This window comes from Bergeyella porcorum, assembly GCF_042427575.1.
Taxonomy (GTDB): domain Bacteria; phylum Bacteroidota; class Bacteroidia; order Flavobacteriales; family Weeksellaceae; genus Bergeyella; species Bergeyella porcorum.
The window spans coordinates 376186-393112 of the sequence record NZ_JBHMFD010000007.1 but is presented as its reverse complement, the minus strand read 5'-3'; the positions used below and the strand labels follow the sequence as shown (position 1 = coordinate 393112).

Here is a 16927-nt window from a genome sequence, read left to right as displayed (position 1 = left end):
TAAGCAAAAGCAGGCGGGCTTTTTTCTTCCTAGTAAAAATCTATTCCAACTTTAAACCTCGAGGAAAAATCATTACGCAATATCATTAATCTCTTCTATACTTTGCTTCTTCCCTATCCCTTCTTCATCTAATACTTGGATTCTAGAGCTTACATTGAGAACAATACCCAATTGTATATATGTTACCAACATAGAAGTTCCCCCATAGCTTATCAATGGTAAAGGTTGCCCCGTAACAGGGATGAGATTGACCGCTACGGCAATGTTTACCGATAACTGTACGAAAAACATTAATCCCATTGCTAATACCAGCAAAGAACCAAAGAAAGCAGGCATTTTACTGGCAATAATCACAATCCGAATAATCATTATGAAATAAGCCCCTATAAGGAACACCGCCCCTAGCAAACCGTATTCTTCTATAATAATGGCGAAAATAAAATCTGATGCCGACTGCGGAAGCATCTGTTTCAGGGCACTTTTACCTGGCCCTATGCCCGTAATACCTCCGTGAACAATGGCTGCTTTTGCCTGCATCACCTGATAATTTTTGGCTTTCATTACCTCGGTCTCTACTTCTGAAGTGGATTGTTTAGACGAAGTAAAGGTTTCTATACGACTCATCCAAGTATGCACACGGTTGCCTCCCAGCATATTGGTATTGAGTGCTATCAAGATAAACATTCCCCCTGCCATTACTGCTGTAGCAATAAACCCTGTAATGTATTTCCAATTGAGCTGGCCAAATGCTAAAACAGCAATGGAAACCGCCATAATCATAACGGCTGTGGAGCCATTGTCTTTTCCTACTAAAAGAAAAACCAACAATATAGGACCAAATATATACATTACATTCTCTATTGGTAACCTCTCTCTCTCTATTTTCTTGGTTAGATACCTGCATAGATAGATAATAAGTGTAAGAAAAGCAAAGGATGAAGGCTGGAAAGAAAATGGCGTTCCAGGAATCTTAAGCCAGCGGGAAGCACTAGCACCATCTATAGTCTGCCCAGAAAACATTGTGATAAGGAGGAATACAACAGAAATGAGAAGGAAAATGATACTAAACTTACCGATATACTCATACTTAATAATTCCAATGCCCCGTACCAAACCTAGCCCTAAGATGATGAAAAATATATGCTTGAACAAATGACCTATTGTAGTGCCATTGTTCACGATATACTCCAAATTGGAACTTGCCGAATATACAGGCATAATGGAAAATCCAGAGATGATGATAATCAAAATCCAGAGGACTTTATCTCCTTTTAGAAACTCATTTTTTTTATTTTCTTTTACTTGGATACCGCTCATTGTTGTGGTAATATTTTCTTTTGTTTTTTATATTGATTTCAGCACCTCTGCTTTAAATTTTCTGCCTCTATCCTCGTAGTTATCGAACAAATCAAAACTCGCACAGCACGGGGATAGCAATACCGCATCGCCTTTTTCGGCTACGGTTTTGGCTATTTTTACGCATTCTTCCAGAGTAGAAGTGTTATAAATCAGTTCTTTCTTATCTCGGAAAAATTCGATAATCTTATCATTGTCTAATCCTAAACAAACAATGGCTTTTACTTTTCGTTTTACCAAATCTTCTATCTCCGTATAATCGTTACCTTTATCCACGCCACCTACAATCCAAACCGTTGGGGTTTTCATACTTTCAAGAGCGTAATAAGTGGCATTTACATTGGTTGCCTTGCTATCATTGATGTATTTCACACCATCAATCTCTGCAAACTGCTCCAACCTATGCTCCACCGCCTGAAATGTCATCAAGGATTTTCTAATACTTTCATTACTGATATTGAGCAATTTACCCGCAATACTCGCTGCCAAACTATTGGCAACATTGTGTTTTCCTACAATGGATAGCTCCTCTATTTTCATAGAAAACTCCTCTTGTAACTTTACAAAAATCTTATCTTCTGTAGCATAAGCTCCTTCATCTAGTTTTTCATCTAATGAAAAAGGCAGTTTTTTGGCTTTAATTTCTATTTTTTCGAGAAGGCTTCGGCTCATTTCATCATCTTTATTATAGATGAAAAAATTATCATTTTCCTGATTTTCAGCAATTCTGAATTTGGCTAAAGCGTATTCCTCGTAGTTGTAATTGTATTGGTCTAGGTGGTCTGGCGAAAGATTGAGCAAAAGCGAGATATACGGACGGAAATTCTGAATATCATCTAACTGAAAGCTACTGACTTCCAATACATAATAATCATAATTTTCCTCTGCAACCTGCTTGGCAAAACTGGTACCGATGTTACCGCCTAAGCCAACATTCAATCCGTCATTTTTTAATATATGATAGATGAGCGATGTGGTGGTAGTTTTCCCATTACTTCCCGTGATGGCAATGATTTTGGCATCGGTAAACTCTGCTGCAAATTCTATCTCGGAAGATAAGCGAATGCCTTTTTGCTTGATTTTCTGAATCAAATCTGCCTTTTTAGGAATTCCAGGACTTTTGATGACCCAATCTGCAGAGAGAATGCGGGTTTCATCGTGAGAGCCTTCTTCAAATTCTATATCGTGCATTTGCAATAGCGTTTTGTACTGAGGGCGAATTTCTCCCTTGTCCGAAAGAAAGACTTCCAGACCTTTTTTCTTGGCTAAATAAGCTGCTCCAAATCCGCTTTCTCCACCGCCTAAAATTGCTATTTTCATTTTATTAAAATTTAATGATTGAAAATTTTTATTTCATCTTTAATAGACCCCTTACCTCACTTTCAAAGTTATCAAACAAATAATAGCCAGCATTACCCCGATGATAATCATTCTATTCACAATCTTACTCTCGTGATAACCACTTTTCTGATAGTGATGATGTAGAGGCGACATCTTAAATAGACGGTTGTTCTGAGCGTATTCCAAACCGTATTTTTTCTTTCTGTATTTGAAAACCGCTACTTGCAATACCACCGAAAGATTTTCTATCAAGAAAATACCACAAAGCACGGGGATTAGCAATTCTTTTCTCAGAATAATCGCCAAAACAGCAATCACTCCACCGAGCATTAAACTCCCCGTATCGCCCATAAATACTTGTGCTGGATAGGTATTGTACCAAAAGAACCCTATCACCGCTCCCACCATAGCCACTACGAAAATGGTGGTTTCTCCCATATTGGGAAGGAACATTATATTGAGATAATCTGCAAAGATGATGTTCCCCGAAACATACGCAAAGAACGCCAGCGTAAGCAATATTACGGCACTGGTTCCTGCTGCCAGACCATCTATACCATCGGTAATATTAGCTCCATTGGACACCGCCGTTACAATGAAAATAACGATCGGGATAAAGACCACCCACGCCCATTCTTCGGCTTCTTGCTCATCCATCCAAAAGAGGATTTTGCTGTAATCAAACTCATTGTTTTTCACAAAAGGAACGGTAGATATTACCGCCTTCTCTTCGGAAGAGAATTTTTGAACCGCCGTAGTCTGAGGTGTAGCATTATCCAGATACTCACGCTTAATGGTAACATCCTTGTGAAAGTACATTGTTACACCTACGATAAGCCCTAAACCTACCTGACCAATCACTTTAAACTTGCCACTCAAGCCATCTTTATTCTTCTTAATTTTCTTCAGATAATCGTCTATAAAGCCTATTGCTCCCATCCAAATTACGGAAACCACCAAGAGAATGATATAAATATTGGTGATTTTGGTGAATAATAAAACAGGAACCAATGTGGCAATGATGATGATAAGCCCTCCCATAGTAGGTGTACCTTCTTTTTGCTTTTGCCCATCAAGACCGAGGTCTCTTACCAGCTCTCCCATTTGTTTTCGTCTAAGGAAAGTGATGATTTTCTTACCATACACCAAGGCAATCCATAATGAAAATAGAACCGCCATCCCCGCACGAAATGAGATGTATCTCAATAAATTAAGCCCTGGAATATGGATTCCGTTAGCCGTTAAATATTCATATAGATAGTATAACATTTTTAATTTAACTTATTTAATGATTCAACTTATTTTTTTCAATTCTTATTTTTTTCTTTCCAAATTATCGCCTAAATATTTTATAAAGTTTGATAATTGTATCGATATTTTTATTGTTTCGTTTATAATGTTTTCTCGCAGTTCATTTTCTCCCCACTTTAGTCTTTTGCTAATTAGCATTAAGTTTCTTGCTTCTCCACAACTCCCTTTTGCTATCTTTAAAAATCTAATAAACTGACGATTATTGTTATATTCCGAGCCTTCTGCTATATTATTTGTAATAGATATCACTGCTCGTTTTAATTGATTAACAAATTCAAATTCTGTCTTAAAATCCGATTGATTTAAAAACTCAAATACCTTTTCTACCAAATCCATTGATTTCTGATAAACAGGAAAATCTTCAAAGTTTTTAGTCATAAGATTTCATTTTAAATTTCTAAAACAAAAGAATTTTAAATCTTTTAATTATTTAAATCATTCAATCATTACTTACTCATCGCTTTCCAAAGTTCCTCTATCACTTCCTTATCATCAAAATGGTGTCTTACACCGTTGATTTCCTGATAGGTTTCGTGACCTTTTCCTGCTACGAGGACAATGTCCCGAGGTTCGGCAAATTTTATTGCCATCTTTATCGCCTCCTTTCTATCGGGAATAGTGGTGTATTTGCTAAAATTCTGAGCTTCCACACCTGCTTCTATCTCCTTAATAATCACCGTTGAGTCTTCCGTTCTTGGATTATCGGAAGTGATAATGGCAAGGGTAGATTTCTGAGTGGCTACTTTTCCCATTTCGGGGCGTTTCTCACGGTCGCGGTCGCCACCACAACCAAATACCGTGATGAGCCTTTCGTTTTTGGTTCGGATTTCGTTGATGGAATCCAAAATATTTTCCAATGCGTCTGGCGTGTGGGCATAATCTACTACGAAGACAATACCTCCATCAGACTTAAAGGTTTCAAAGCGTCCATTTACGCGTTTTAATTTAGAAATAGCGGTAAGGATTTCCGTTTCTTCAAAGCCTAATTCTTGGGCTATCGCAAAAACCAAAAGCAAATTATAAACATTGAACTTCCCCGTAAGCGTTGTCCAAACTTCTTTTCCATTAAAGTTAAGGAGCATTCCGTTGAAATCCACTTCCAAAAGTTTCCCGTGGTAATCTGCCAAAGTTTTTTGGGCGTAGGTTTTCTTAGTGGCTTTAGTATTTTGCAACATTACCAGTCCGTTTTTATCATCAATATTGGTGATAGCAATGGCAGTTTCTGGCAAATCATCGAAGAATTTCTTTTTGGTATTGAGGTATTCCAAAAAGGTTTTATGGTAGTCGAGATGGTCGTGTGTGAGGTTGGTAAATCCTGCCACTTTGAAATTTAGCCCATTGATTCTCCCCTGATGGATGCCGTGCGAACTCACCTCCATAAAGGCATATTCACAACCTTTTTCCACCGCTTGAGCTAAGATTTTATTCAGTGTGATGATGTCTGGCGTGGTATGCGTGGAAGGCAAAACCTCATCTACGATGCGATATTCCACCGTGGAAATGAGTGCCGATGGATAGCCCAAATTTTTGAACACCTCAAACAACAGCGTGGATACAGAAGTCTTCCCATTAGTCCCTGTAACGCCTACCAAACTCAATTTCTCGGAAGGATTTCCGTAGAAATTACTGGCAATTTGCCCCAATGCGTGGTTGGAATCTTTCACTTGAATATATGTGATATTTTCCACCAAAACCTCGGGAAGCGTTTCGCAAACCACCACTTTGGCTCCGCTTTCTATTGCAGAAGAGATGAACTGATGCCCATCGGTTGCGGTGCCTTTCACAGCGATATAAAGCCCATCTGTGGTTATCTTTCGGCTATCAAAAGCGATGTTGGAAATTTCTATATCCAACAAGCCAATGACTTCCAGTAATGGTATTTTATTTAATATGATATTGAGGTTCATTTTTTTTATTTTAATTTTTTCAATACTTAATATGTATTGTACCTATTTCATTTTACATTGTACCGACACGATGTTGGTCTATACCTACTCTATTTTGCCTTATACCGAGGCGATTTCGCTCTGTACCTACTTCATTTTCTATTGTACCGACACGATGTTGGTCTGCACCTACCCTATTTTGTCTTGTCCCGAGTCGATTTTGCTCTGTACCTACTTCATTTTCTGTTGCACCAAAATGATTTTGGCTAAAGCCTTTTGTTTATTTCTCTTTTGTGAATGGGCTAAAGCCCAATCTTATTGATTCCACCAACAACCATCAAACCATTCATTAATTCTGTAATTTTAAATAAATTTTTTGGTCTTTCTTGATGACCGTTCCAGCCGATGGAAACTGCTCCATCACTCTTCCTACTCCTTTATAATCTACTCTATAGCCTGCATTTTCCAACTGAGGTACCACATCTCTCCCCACCAGTCCCATCACATTAGGCATTTTCCCATTATTCACTTTAATCTTCGGAGTAGCTTTGGTAAGGGCTGATAAATCCACCGATTTGTTTTTCAATAAATCTTTATCAATATTCTGAGGGGTTTTCAGGAAGGTTTTTCCTGCAATTTCCTTGAATACAGGGGCGGCTACAGTACCGCCATAAAAGCCTTTGTTGTTATCTGGCTGATTGACCATTACAATGCAGGTGTACTTAGGATTATCCGCTGGATAAAACCCTGCAAATGAAGCTTGATATTTCATAGGCCCTAGTTTCCAATATTCAAAACGGGCTGTACCTGTCTTCCCTGCCATTTTAAGATTGGGCGTAAAGATACTTCTTGCCGTTCCTTTTTCTACCGCTTTGGTAAGGGCATCTGTCATCATTTTAATAGCTTTATCCGATGCCATTTTCTTCACCATTACTTCTGGTTGGGCTTCGTAAGTGATTTTCCCATCTTTCATTATTTTATCAATGAAAAGTGGTTTTACCATCGTTCCTTTATTAGCAATACCATTATAGAATGTGGTGAGCTGCAATAGACTGATATTAGACGAGTAGCCGAATGATAATGATGCTAAGGTAGCCCTGTTCCATCTCTTACTTTCAGGAGTTTGAATTCTTGGTTTAGCAATACCTGGCAACTCTATATCCATTTTATCAAAGAGTTTCCACCTTCTCCAATGGTCAAGAAAAATCTGTGGTTTCTCACCATAGTATTTAGTAATGAGTTTTGCAGTTCCCACATTGCTAGATTTAGCCAAAACATCACTAATATCATAGGTGCCACCCCCGTGTCCATCGCTAATGGTTTGCTTGGCGTATGTCCAAGAGCCACCGCCTACATTCACCGTAGTATTTTCATCGATAAAACCATCATCCATTGCCGCCAATAGAGAAATGACTTTAATAGTAGAACCATTTTCTATGGCATCTTTTAGGGCATAGTTGTAGGCATCTACATATACACCTGGTTCGGTTCTGCGGAGATTAACCATTGCACGGACTTTGCCTGTTTCCACTTCCATCACAAGGACACTACCGTGGTCTGCATCAAAATTGATTAACTGTTTTTCCAATGCCGAATGGGCAATATCCTGAATTCTAAGGTCTAAAGTGGTATAAACATCTTGTCCATCTATAGGGTCTATATTATTCCAATAATCTATTGGTTTCCATTGAGAAGAGTTGACTCTTTGCTCTACCCTCATTCCATCAGTTCCTGTAAGGTATTTGGAGAAAGCAGCTTCTAGACCAGATTTTCCTCTTTCATCATCCATACCAATGGTACCTGCACCTATCTCTGTAGTGGAAAGCTCTCTGCGGTATTTTCTATCTACAATGAACCCTCCTTTGTTTTTTCCTCTCTCGAAGATAGGAAACTTTCGGATTCTATCGTATTGGTCAAAATCTAATCCTTTTATCAAGGAATAATATTGATTCTTTTTAGCTTTCTGAGCATCAAATTTTTGTCTGAAATAGCTGCGAGGCTTCCCAAACATTGCACTAAGAGAATCTGTAAGAGCCCCGATATTCTTATTATAAATAGTGTCTTTAATGACTTTAAAATCAATATAAATATCGTACCTCATCACAGTGGTTGCCAAGATGGAACCATCTGAAGCATAAAGATTTCCTCTAGCTGCTTTTAGAGTGGCTTCTCTATAATTTTTGCTGATATAATCTTCTTTAATGGTTTCTACATTGGTATTTTGCAAACGAACAATTTGAAGTATAAAAATACCAAATAAAATGAATGCTACCATAGTAAAACCTCTCCCCCACCATAAAGCTCTTTTTCTCTTGATATTGTATTCGTTATTTTGCATTGGTACTATCTAGTTTTATAAGCAATTTATGTGGGTGGCTTTCTAAGGTCATTAGAGAATCGGTTATCATTTCTTTACCTAATTCTGATTCCATTTTTACTTTAATCAATCGGCTTTGTGCAAAGGCATTTCTAGATTTATATTCTTCAAACTGTTCTTTCAAAGTATTGATTTTTACCATCTTCTGGCTTACAAGATGAGAACAGTAAATCATAACCATCAACCCGAATATGATTAATAAAAAAAACTTATAATGTGCCCGAATCTCATCTCTATACAAAAAATTTCCCTTTACGATGTCTTCTATCGTAAGTTTCTTTCTTTCAAATTGTGTTTTTTTTCTTTTCGCCATTATTTTAATAAGCTGTTATTATTTGTTAATGGTTTTATTCATCATTTTTAATCAACCCGCCTTAATACCCACTCTCATTTTTGCACTTCTGGCACGGGAGTTTTCTTTTATTTCCTCATCTGTAGGCACTGTTGCTTTACTTTTCACAAGTTCAAAAGCCTTTTGATAATTACCATAGATGTCTCGTTCTGGCTCTCCTTCAAACATTCCGTTTTTCAAAAAGCGTTTTACCAAACGGTCCTCCAAAGAATGATAAGAAATCACCACCAATCTTCCCTCTGGTTTCAAAATTCTATGGGCTTGCATCAGCATTTCTTTCAGCACTTCCAACTCCTGATTCACCTCTATTCTCACCGCCTGAAACACTTGAGCGAAGAATTTATTTTGCTTATGAGGTGGAATATAGGTAAAAAGCTGTTTCAGATCTTCGGTGGTCTCTATTCTTTTTGTTTTTCTATGGTGTACGATTTCTCTTGCCAATTTTCTTGCCTCGCGAAGCTCTCCATAATGGTAAAAAATATCGGCTAGCTCTTCTTCTTCATACTCGTTGATCACCTTCTTAGCATCCAAACTTTGAAGAACATTCATCCTCATATCCAGAGGAGCATTGCTTCTAATGGAAAACCCTCTGTCAGCCTCGTCAAACTGATGAGAAGACACACCCAAATCTGCTAAAACACCATCTACACCATCTACACCATACATCAGTAAAGAATTTTCTAAAAATCTGAAATTCTGATTAATCAGTGTAAACCGTTCATCTTCTATTGTATTATTCAAAGCGTCTAAATCCTGATCAAAACTATACAAACGCCCTTTCTCCGAAAGCCTACTGAGAATCTCTCTAGAGTGTCCACCTCCTCCAAAGGTACAATCTACATAAACACCATCTGGATTGATGACCAAATCATCTACGCTTTGTTTCAATAAAACAGGATTATGATACATTTTTTTTCGTTATAAATAATTAATGATTGATTTGATAGCAACAACCAGACTAGCCTTCGTTTTCCTTCATTACCTCCTCTGCAAGCTGAGCAAAACTATCTTCAGAGTCTGCTATCACGGTTTCATAGCTGTCTTTATCCCAAACTTCAAAAAGCTCACCAGCACTGGTAATAACGATTTCCTTCTCAAGTAATGCATACTGAATTAAATCTTTGGAAATCTGTATCCTACCCGCATTATCCAGTTCAATGGTTTTTACCCCAGCGGTAAAGACCCGTATAAAATCTACATTTTTCTTTTGGAAACGATTGAGCCCATTGATTTTTTCCATCAACCTATCCCAATGTTTAATGGGATAAACCTCCAAACACTTTTGGAACACGGAGCGTTTTACCACAAAAGCCTCGTCCCCAAAGTCCTCCATCTGCTTCGCTAAGGAAGCTGGCACTTTGATACGACCTTTGTCGTCCATTTTACACTCGTATGTTCCAATAAAATTTTTCATTTGAGGCAAAGTTATATAAATTAATTCTAAATTTTCCCACTTTCTCCCACTTTTAAACTTATTGTGAATAACTTTTTCCTTTTCAAGTTAAACAATTGATTTAAAAACAATTACCAAACACCTATCAGCACTGAGTTTTTATATAATTTTACCTCATCTTTTCAAAATTCAATTAATTTTCATTTTATAACCCATATTTAGTGTTTTGTAATTGTTTAATTTGTATTTTTGCGATTGCTATACGGCATTTTATGTTATTCAAATCCAAAAAAGAAAAAAAGTTTAAGTTCATTTCGGAAGGCGAAGGTCGTCCCATTGTCCTATTGCAAGGACTTATGGGAGGATTGAGTAACTTTACCAAGCTGATAAGTTTTTTTTCAAGCAAAGGGTATAAGGTTTACTTTCCAGAACTTCCGATATATGATTTATCGGTTCTCAATACCAATCTGACTTCTTTGGCAAAATTTGTAGCCAGATTTATAGAGGAAGAGGTAGGAGAGCCTGCCATTGTAGTAGGCAATTCTATGGGGGGACACATCGGGCTGATTCTTACCTTATCCAGACCTGAGCTGGTAACACATCTTGTCCTTACAGGAAGCTCTGGACTCTACGAACGCTCTTTTGGTGATAGCTTTCCAAGAAAAAACGACAGAGAATATATTAAGAAAAAAGCCCAAGAGGTTTTTTTTGACCCTAATGTGGCTACAGAAGAATTGGTAGATGAAGTTTTTTCTATTGTGAATGACCGAGGGAAAGGCATTAAAACCGTGATGCTAGCAAGAAGTGCCATTAAACATAATATGCAAAAGGAATTGCATAAAATAAAAGCACCTACCTGCATCATTTGGGGAAAACAAGATAATGTAACCCCTCCCGAGGTTGCCGTGGAAATGGATCGATTGATTCCTGATTCGGAGTTGTTCTGGATAGATGAATGTGGACACGCTGCAATGATGGAGAAACCAGATGAGTTTAATGACATCTTGCACCGCTGGCTAGAAACCAAACTATAATTCTTTAACAAAAATATTCTCGCTGGTAACATCCATCAGCGAGATTTTTAATATCAAAAACCTAACCTTATGCAAATCAAATCTGCCAACTTTGTTAAAAGTTCTCAGAAATGGCAAGATTGCCCAGAAGCCAACCTGCCAGAATATGCCTTTATAGGGCGTTCTAATGTGGGAAAATCATCGCTCATCAATGCAATGATGAATAAAAAAGACTTGGCAAAAACTTCCCAAACTCCTGGAAAAACTCAACTTATCAATCATTTTTTGGTAAATGAAGAATGGTATCTTACCGATTTGCCAGGCTATGGCTACGCCAAAGTCTCTAAAGTGCAACGCAAAGATTTTGAAAAACTGATTACCAACTACATTCTCAATAGAAAAAATTTGGTAAACCTTTTTGTATTGATTGATATAAGACATACGCCACAAAAAATTGATATTGAATTTATAGAATGGTGTGGTGAGCACGGCATCCCATTTTCTATTATATTCACAAAAGCAGATAAACTAAAACCCAATGCTGCCATTAAAAATGTGGAACATTACAAAAACGAATTGCTAAAAACTTGGGATGGACTGCCTGAAATCTATGTAACTTCGGCTGAAAAAAAAGAAGGTACAGAAGAAATTCTTGATTTCATCACCATTACCAATGATTTTCTAAAACAAAACAATGTACAATTCAATGAATAAAAATACCATCACTTGGACAGTGAAACCCTTTGAAAAACTCTCTACCAACGACCTCTACCGCATTGTCCAAGCAAGAGTGGAAATTTTTGTGATAGAACAAAATACACCTTATCAAGATTTGGATAATACCGACCAGAAAGCCCTGCATCTTTGGGCAGAACAAGATGGAAGAATCCTTGCCTACTGCCGATTGTTCAATAGAGGAATTAAATACAATGAAGCCTCTATTGGTAGGGTGTTAACTACAGAAGGGGCTAGAGGAACGGGGCTTGGAAAACAGCTGATTGCCCGTGCCATTGAAGTGATAGAAAAGGAATACCAAACCTCTGAAATTAGAATTTCTGCACAAGATTATCTCATTAAATTTTACTCTGATTTTGGGTTCCAAGACACAGGAAAAAAATATCTGGAAGATAATCTACCCCATACCGAAATGATTAGGCGATGAGTTTCAACCCATCGCCTTTATAATATCTTATTTAAGCCAACCTTTCTCCCCGAAATAAGCCTTGAATTTCTGTATTTTAGGTCCTACAACTGCAGAACAATAAGGCTGGGTAGGATTCTCCAAATAATAGCCTTGATGGTAATCCTCTGCTGCCCAAAATTTTTTAAATTCTGCTAACTCTGTTACATATTTACCATTCCACTTTCCAGAAGACTCAGACATTTGCAAAGCTTTCAATGCCTTAATCTTCTCTTCCTCACCATTATAGAAAATCACCGAGCGGTATTGGGTACCTATATCTTCTCCCTGTCTATTAAGCTGGGTAGGATCGTGAAGGAAAAAGAAAACTTCCATCAGCTGTTCATAGGAAATTACCGTGGCATCATAAATGATTTTCACCACCTCTGCGTGCCCTGTTTCACCAGTGCAAACTTCTTGATATGTAGGATAGTCTTTGTGCCCACCAGAATAACCAGAAATGGCTTTTTCTACGCCTTCTAGCATATTAAAACAACTTTCTACGCACCAAAAACATCCTCCACCAAAGACCAATTCTTTTAATTGTTTAGATTCTTTTTCCATTCTTTAATTGTGTGAAATACTAGACAAATTTAGAAATAAAAATGAAAAAAGAGACCTATCTAAACTTTTTCGGAGCCAATGCAGAGAAAAAATCATCCATTTATTTATCTATTCAATAAATAGTTGTATATTTGCCACCTCAAAAAATAAATATTTTATACAATGAAATCTATTACAATTCAAGGTACAAAAAGAGAAAGCGTGGGCAAAAAGTCTACAAAAGCTTTACGTGATGCTGATTTAGTTCCTTGTGTTGTTTATGGAGGAAAAGAACCTTTGAACTTCTCTGCAGAAGAGAAAGCTTTCAAAAACTTGGTTTACACTCCTGAAGCACACACGGTATCTATTGAAGTGGATGGTCAAACAATTCCTGCTGTTCTTCAGGATATCCAGTTTCACCCTATTACCGACAGAATTTTACACGTGGACTTCTACCAATTGGCTGATGATAAGCCAGTAATTATGGAAGTTCCTGTGAAGATTACAGGTCGTGCAAAAGGGGTTGTTGCTGGCGGGGTTTTGCGTCAATCTTTCAGAAAATTGAAATTGAAAGCTATCCCTGCTAATTTACCAGATGAAATCGTGGTGGATGTAACGCCATTGAGAATTGGTAACAAACTCTACATCGGTGATATCAAAAATGATGCATACACCTTTATGCACCCAGACAATGCAGTAGTAGCTGCTGTGAAGATGTCTAGAAATGCAATGAAGAACGGTGCTGCAGCTGTGGATGACGAAGATGAAGAATAAACCCTTTATCCAATGAATACTTAAAGAGACCTTTTTTGGTCTCTTTTTTTGTAAATATTATTTGAAATTTAATAACATCATAAGAGAAAAAGTCTTTAAATTTGAGCTATCATTTTTAATTGAATTTTCTATGAAAACAATTCTTTCTACTTTGGGAGTCGCTGCATTGGTGCTTGCCTCTTGTACCACTACCAAAACCTATGTGATTAAAGGAAAAAGCAATACCGAAACCCAAGGTACTGCTAAGTTTACCCAGAAAGGGAAAACGGTAGAACTGGATATGAATGTTTACAAACTAAAATCCTACGGATTGCACGCTGCTCATATCCACGAAAATGGAGACTGCTCCGCAGCTGATGGAAGCTCTGCAGGTGGACACTGGAATCCTACTCAAGAAAAGCACGGCAAATGGGGACACGGTGAGCATCACGCTGGAGACCTCGGTAACCTAAAAGCGGATAAAGATGGTGTGGCTAGAATGATAATGACAACCGATAAATGGTGCTTGGGCTGTAAAGATGAGAAGAAAAACATCATCGGAAAATCCATCATCATTCACGCTAAAGCAGATGATTTTAAAACCCAGCCTACTGGAGATGCTGGAGGAAGAATAGGATGTGTAGAGATAAAATAATACACTTAGGCTAAAATATTAATAACCAATATTTGGTTGTCGGTTGATAGTTGTCGGCTACCGTCTATTTCTTTCAATAGGGTCGGGTTTTAACCCGACTTTTAATATGTCTTATCCTAAAGGCTTTAGCCAAATTCTTAAATTTGGTTGACAGTTGTCGGTTGATGGTAAAAACTCAACACTTAAAATTGGTTGATAGTTGATAGTTGACAGTTGATAGTCTTTTCTCTTTTTTCTTTTCTCTTTTTTCAAAAAAAACTCAGCACTCAAAACTCAAAACTATAAAAAGAGCCAACCTCCGAAAAGATTGACTCAATTTTTGAAAAGATCGAGTCGATTTTTAAAAAGATTGACTCGATTTTTTTTTACGCTTTAGTCTCGCTCAAATTTTACCGTAGAAAGGGCGTTTTTGAAAAGCGTGCCTGGGGTAAATACCACCTTTACATTTTTTATCATCGCTGTGTTAAACTCCTTCTCCGTAGCGGCTCCTTCTGAGCTTAGTGTAAGGCGAAAGCTCCCAAAATCACCAAGTTTTACGCTCTTGCCTTTCAAAAGTTCTTTGGGGATTTCTTGCAAGAGGTTTTCTATCACATTGGCTATATCTCCCGTGGTAAGCGAGGATTTCTCTGCAATGTTACCTGCTATTTCTCTTTGCCCTACCGTACCTTGGTTTACGGCGTTGGCATACCATTTTTTGCTATCCCTATCTTGGGGATTGGCTTTTTCTATCAGTTTGTATTTCATATTTTTAGGATTTTAGTTTAGTTTAAGAATAGTAACTTTATTAATAAACCTAGTATTAGTATAATCTCCTACTTTTTTATAAAATTCAGGAGAAGGGTTACTTAAAGGATCATCCATAGAGGTAAATCCTATTAAGTCAAACCCTATACTATCATTAATATCCAAATTTAATAAGAATGATGTGTTTAGCCATTCTCCGTAATATGTAGTATAAACAATTGCACTATTAGATTTTCTTTTTACTCTAAACAAACAATATTCTGGACCATACACATCATGATTAATAAATACAAGATATTTACCTGCTGTAAGATTAATATATTGGTTGTTATAACTCAGTCCTATTTCATTCAATTCACTTGTTACAGTTGTGGCTATTTCATTGGTAAAAGGAAATGGAGTTTCAGAATGATAAGAAGCTGTATTAAAGCTTGCAGAATTATTTTGGAATGTAATCACACTTGTCTTGTTTCCAATGGATAAAGCTTGCCAACTCGCAACCCCATTGGCGTCAGAAGTAAGTACTCTACCCGCTTGTTGTGTGCCATCAGTTACTTTTAACTTTCCTGCTATATCTAACTTAGCTTGTGGAGCATTCGTTCCAATACCTACATTACCCGTTCCTGTAAATAATAGGTTGTTTCCATTCATATTTACCGTTCTTGCTCCTGTTAAGGTGCCATTATTAGCATAAATACTCGTATCTGCCGTATTAGCATCCGCCGCTGGTGCCCACGCTGTTCCGTTCCATTTTAATACTTGCCCATTGGTTGGGGCAGTATTGGCGACGGCTCTACCTTGTATCCTTGCTACGGTAGTGGCATTGCTATTGGCTGTAGCTGTTACATCTCCTGTTAATGCGGCTCTTTGGAAACTATTTCCACTTAAGGCAACAGAAGTAGAACCTGTGTAAGTGGTATTATCATTAGCATCCGCTGCGGGTGCCCACGCGCTACCATTCCATTTCAGTACCTGTCCATTGGTAGCTCCCATTTGGTTGAGATCGGCGGCTACTATAGACTTGTCTACAATCTTAGAAGAGTCCACTGAGTTTGCTGCTAAATCTGCTAAAGCCACTTGTCCATCGGCTATCTTCGCACTAGTAATCGCGTTATCTGCAATTGCCAAGGTGACATTTTTCAGCGTTGCGCCAGCACCGTTACCCACGGTAATACCCGTACCCGTAAGATTGCCTGCCCCACTAATGGAAGTCGCTGGTAATGTTCCTGCTTTCAATACCCCTGTAGCATCGGCTAATACTACTCTATCGCCCGTACCAGCTAAAGATGTTATTCTTGCTCCTCCTGCTACATGTAATTTTTCAGAAGGAACTCCTCTTGAACCTAATCCAATCCCTAAATTACCATTATCCGTCAATAGCATTTTAGAACCTAAGTTAGGTTGGGTAGTAGAGTAAGAATAGTTCCAAAAATGAAGACCTGGTGTATATGTTGTGCCAGCTTGCTTATCCGTCATATTATAAAGTCTCCATCTTGCTCCTTCTGTATCACCTGTTTTTAAAGTATTTTCTATATCTAAATAACCTCCTCCGTTACTACTTCCCGTAGATCTAATACCTCCTACTACATTCAGTTTTTCTGCTGGTGCATCTGTTCCAATTCCTACATTCCCATTATCCAATACAGTTACCATCTTGGTTCCATTGGCATTTTCCAATTCAAAATTTTTAGTAGTAGCATTTGTTCCTGTTAAAGATTTGATGTTGAGTGTAGCACTTGGCGTCATTGTATTAATCCCTACTCTGCCTTCATAAGGGTCATTGCTTTGGGCACTGGCAAAGCCTACTGCCAGCAGTCCTACTAAAATAAACTGTTTTTTCATTTGCGTTTACTATTTATTTGTTATACTTTTTAGTTTTGAGTTCTGAGGGTTGAGTTTTGAGTTGCTCACCACCAACCGACAACCAACAACTATCAACCTCTTTTAAGTGTTGAATTGTTCACCATCAACCAATAACCAACAACTGTCAACTATCAACTAATTTTCAGTTTTGAGTTTTGAA

At 37.7% G+C, this 16927-nt stretch carries 17 protein-coding genes; 5 read left to right on the top strand and 12 right to left on the bottom strand.

The features are described 5' to 3' along the window. Positions 1 to 72 precede the first annotated feature (72 nt). From ACFFUE_RS05130 to mraZ, 9 genes are all read right to left on the bottom strand, one after another. Positions 73 to 1317 carry an FtsW/RodA/SpoVE family cell cycle protein gene (locus tag ACFFUE_RS05130; RefSeq protein ID WP_376833216.1) on the bottom strand — a complete coding sequence of 415 codons (1245 nt, stop codon included), beginning with the start codon at positions 1315 to 1317 and terminating at the stop codon, positions 73 to 75. Positions 1318 to 1344: 27 nt separating this feature from the next. Further along, a complete protein-coding gene (murD, locus tag ACFFUE_RS05125; RefSeq protein ID WP_376833214.1) occupies positions 1345 to 2676 on the bottom strand; it encodes a UDP-N-acetylmuramoyl-L-alanine--D-glutamate ligase in 1332 nt (443 codons plus the stop codon). Between the two features lie 51 nt (positions 2677 to 2727). Continuing rightward, positions 2728 to 3966, bottom strand: coding sequence for a phospho-N-acetylmuramoyl-pentapeptide-transferase (mraY, locus tag ACFFUE_RS05120; RefSeq protein ID WP_376833211.1), 1239 nt, complete (start codon positions 3964 to 3966; stop codon positions 2728 to 2730). A 45-nt stretch (positions 3967 to 4011) separates the two neighbouring features. Next, positions 4012 to 4386: a four helix bundle protein gene (locus ACFFUE_RS05115; RefSeq protein WP_376833209.1), complete on the bottom strand. Its 375-nt coding sequence runs from the start codon at positions 4384 to 4386 to the stop codon at positions 4012 to 4014. Between the two features lie 68 nt (positions 4387 to 4454). After that, a complete protein-coding gene (locus tag ACFFUE_RS05110) occupies positions 4455 to 5915 on the bottom strand; it encodes a UDP-N-acetylmuramoyl-L-alanyl-D-glutamate--2,6-diaminopimelate ligase (RefSeq protein ID WP_376833207.1) in 1461 nt (486 codons plus the stop codon). 328 nt (positions 5916 to 6243) lie between these two features. After that, on the bottom strand, positions 6244 to 8232 hold the full coding sequence (locus ACFFUE_RS05105; protein WP_376833204.1) for a PASTA domain-containing penicillin-binding protein: 1989 nt from the start codon (positions 8230 to 8232) through the stop codon (positions 6244 to 6246). Further along, complete coding sequence (locus tag ACFFUE_RS05100; protein ID WP_327983636.1) at positions 8222 to 8584, bottom strand: FtsL-like putative cell division protein; 363 nt, start codon at positions 8582 to 8584, stop codon at positions 8222 to 8224. Before ACFFUE_RS05100 ends, ACFFUE_RS05105 begins: the two co-directional genes overlap by 11 nt. Positions 8585 to 8635: 51 nt before the next feature. Further along, positions 8636 to 9532 (bottom strand): 16S rRNA (cytosine(1402)-N(4))-methyltransferase RsmH, encoded by an 897-nt coding sequence (rsmH, locus tag ACFFUE_RS05095; RefSeq protein WP_376833201.1) that lies wholly within the window; start codon positions 9530 to 9532, stop codon positions 8636 to 8638. A gap of 49 nt (positions 9533 to 9581) precedes the next feature. Then, positions 9582 to 10037 carry a division/cell wall cluster transcriptional repressor MraZ gene (mraZ, locus tag ACFFUE_RS05090; RefSeq protein ID WP_376833199.1) on the bottom strand — a complete coding sequence of 152 codons (456 nt, stop codon included), beginning with the start codon at positions 10035 to 10037 and terminating at the stop codon, positions 9582 to 9584. 251 nt (positions 10038 to 10288) lie between these two features. Here mraZ and ACFFUE_RS05085 point away from each other — a divergent pair, with 251 nt between their 5' ends. The 3 genes from ACFFUE_RS05085 (at position 10289) to ACFFUE_RS05075 (ending at position 12191) form a co-directional block, all read left to right on the top strand. Then, positions 10289 to 11050, top strand: a complete 762-nt coding sequence (locus ACFFUE_RS05085; RefSeq protein WP_376833197.1) for an alpha/beta fold hydrolase — start codon at positions 10289 to 10291, stop codon at positions 11048 to 11050. Positions 11051 to 11119: 69 nt separating this feature from the next. After that, positions 11120 to 11743 carry a ribosome biogenesis GTP-binding protein YihA/YsxC gene (gene yihA / locus ACFFUE_RS05080; protein WP_376833195.1) on the top strand — a complete coding sequence of 208 codons (624 nt, stop codon included), beginning with the start codon at positions 11120 to 11122 and terminating at the stop codon, positions 11741 to 11743. Then, positions 11724 to 12191 (top strand): GNAT family N-acetyltransferase, encoded by a 468-nt coding sequence (locus ACFFUE_RS05075; protein ID WP_376833193.1) that lies wholly within the window; start codon positions 11724 to 11726, stop codon positions 12189 to 12191. Before yihA ends, ACFFUE_RS05075 begins: the two co-directional genes overlap by 20 nt. Before the next feature lie 27 nt (positions 12192 to 12218). On the opposite strand, the gene msrA is transcribed toward ACFFUE_RS05075, so the two are convergent. Then, positions 12219 to 12773, bottom strand: a complete 555-nt coding sequence (msrA, locus tag ACFFUE_RS05070; RefSeq protein ID WP_376833191.1) for a peptide-methionine (S)-S-oxide reductase MsrA — start codon at positions 12771 to 12773, stop codon at positions 12219 to 12221. 162 nt (positions 12774 to 12935) lie between these two features. Here msrA and ACFFUE_RS05065 point away from each other — a divergent pair, with 162 nt between their 5' ends. Both ACFFUE_RS05065 and ACFFUE_RS05060 read left to right on the top strand, forming a co-directional pair. Further along, the gene (locus ACFFUE_RS05065; RefSeq protein WP_376833189.1) at positions 12936 to 13526 is read left to right on the top strand and encodes a 50S ribosomal protein L25/general stress protein Ctc; all 591 of its coding nucleotides are present in this window, start codon (positions 12936 to 12938) and stop codon (positions 13524 to 13526) included. A 130-nt stretch (positions 13527 to 13656) separates the two neighbouring features. Further along, positions 13657 to 14160, top strand: a complete 504-nt coding sequence (locus ACFFUE_RS05060) for a superoxide dismutase family protein (protein WP_376833187.1) — start codon at positions 13657 to 13659, stop codon at positions 14158 to 14160. 372 nt (positions 14161 to 14532) lie between these two features. Here the strand turns inward: ACFFUE_RS05060 and ACFFUE_RS05055 are convergent, their stop codons facing one another. Both ACFFUE_RS05055 and ACFFUE_RS05050 read right to left on the bottom strand, forming a co-directional pair. After that, the gene (locus ACFFUE_RS05055) at positions 14533 to 14904 is read right to left on the bottom strand and encodes an HU family DNA-binding protein (RefSeq protein ID WP_376833185.1); all 372 of its coding nucleotides are present in this window, start codon (positions 14902 to 14904) and stop codon (positions 14533 to 14535) included. Between the two features lie 12 nt (positions 14905 to 14916). Continuing rightward, entirely contained in the window at positions 14917 to 16746 is a 1830-nt protein-coding gene (locus ACFFUE_RS05050) for an autotransporter outer membrane beta-barrel domain-containing protein (RefSeq protein ID WP_376833183.1), read from the bottom strand. Between the last annotated feature and the right edge of the window lie 181 nt (positions 16747 to 16927).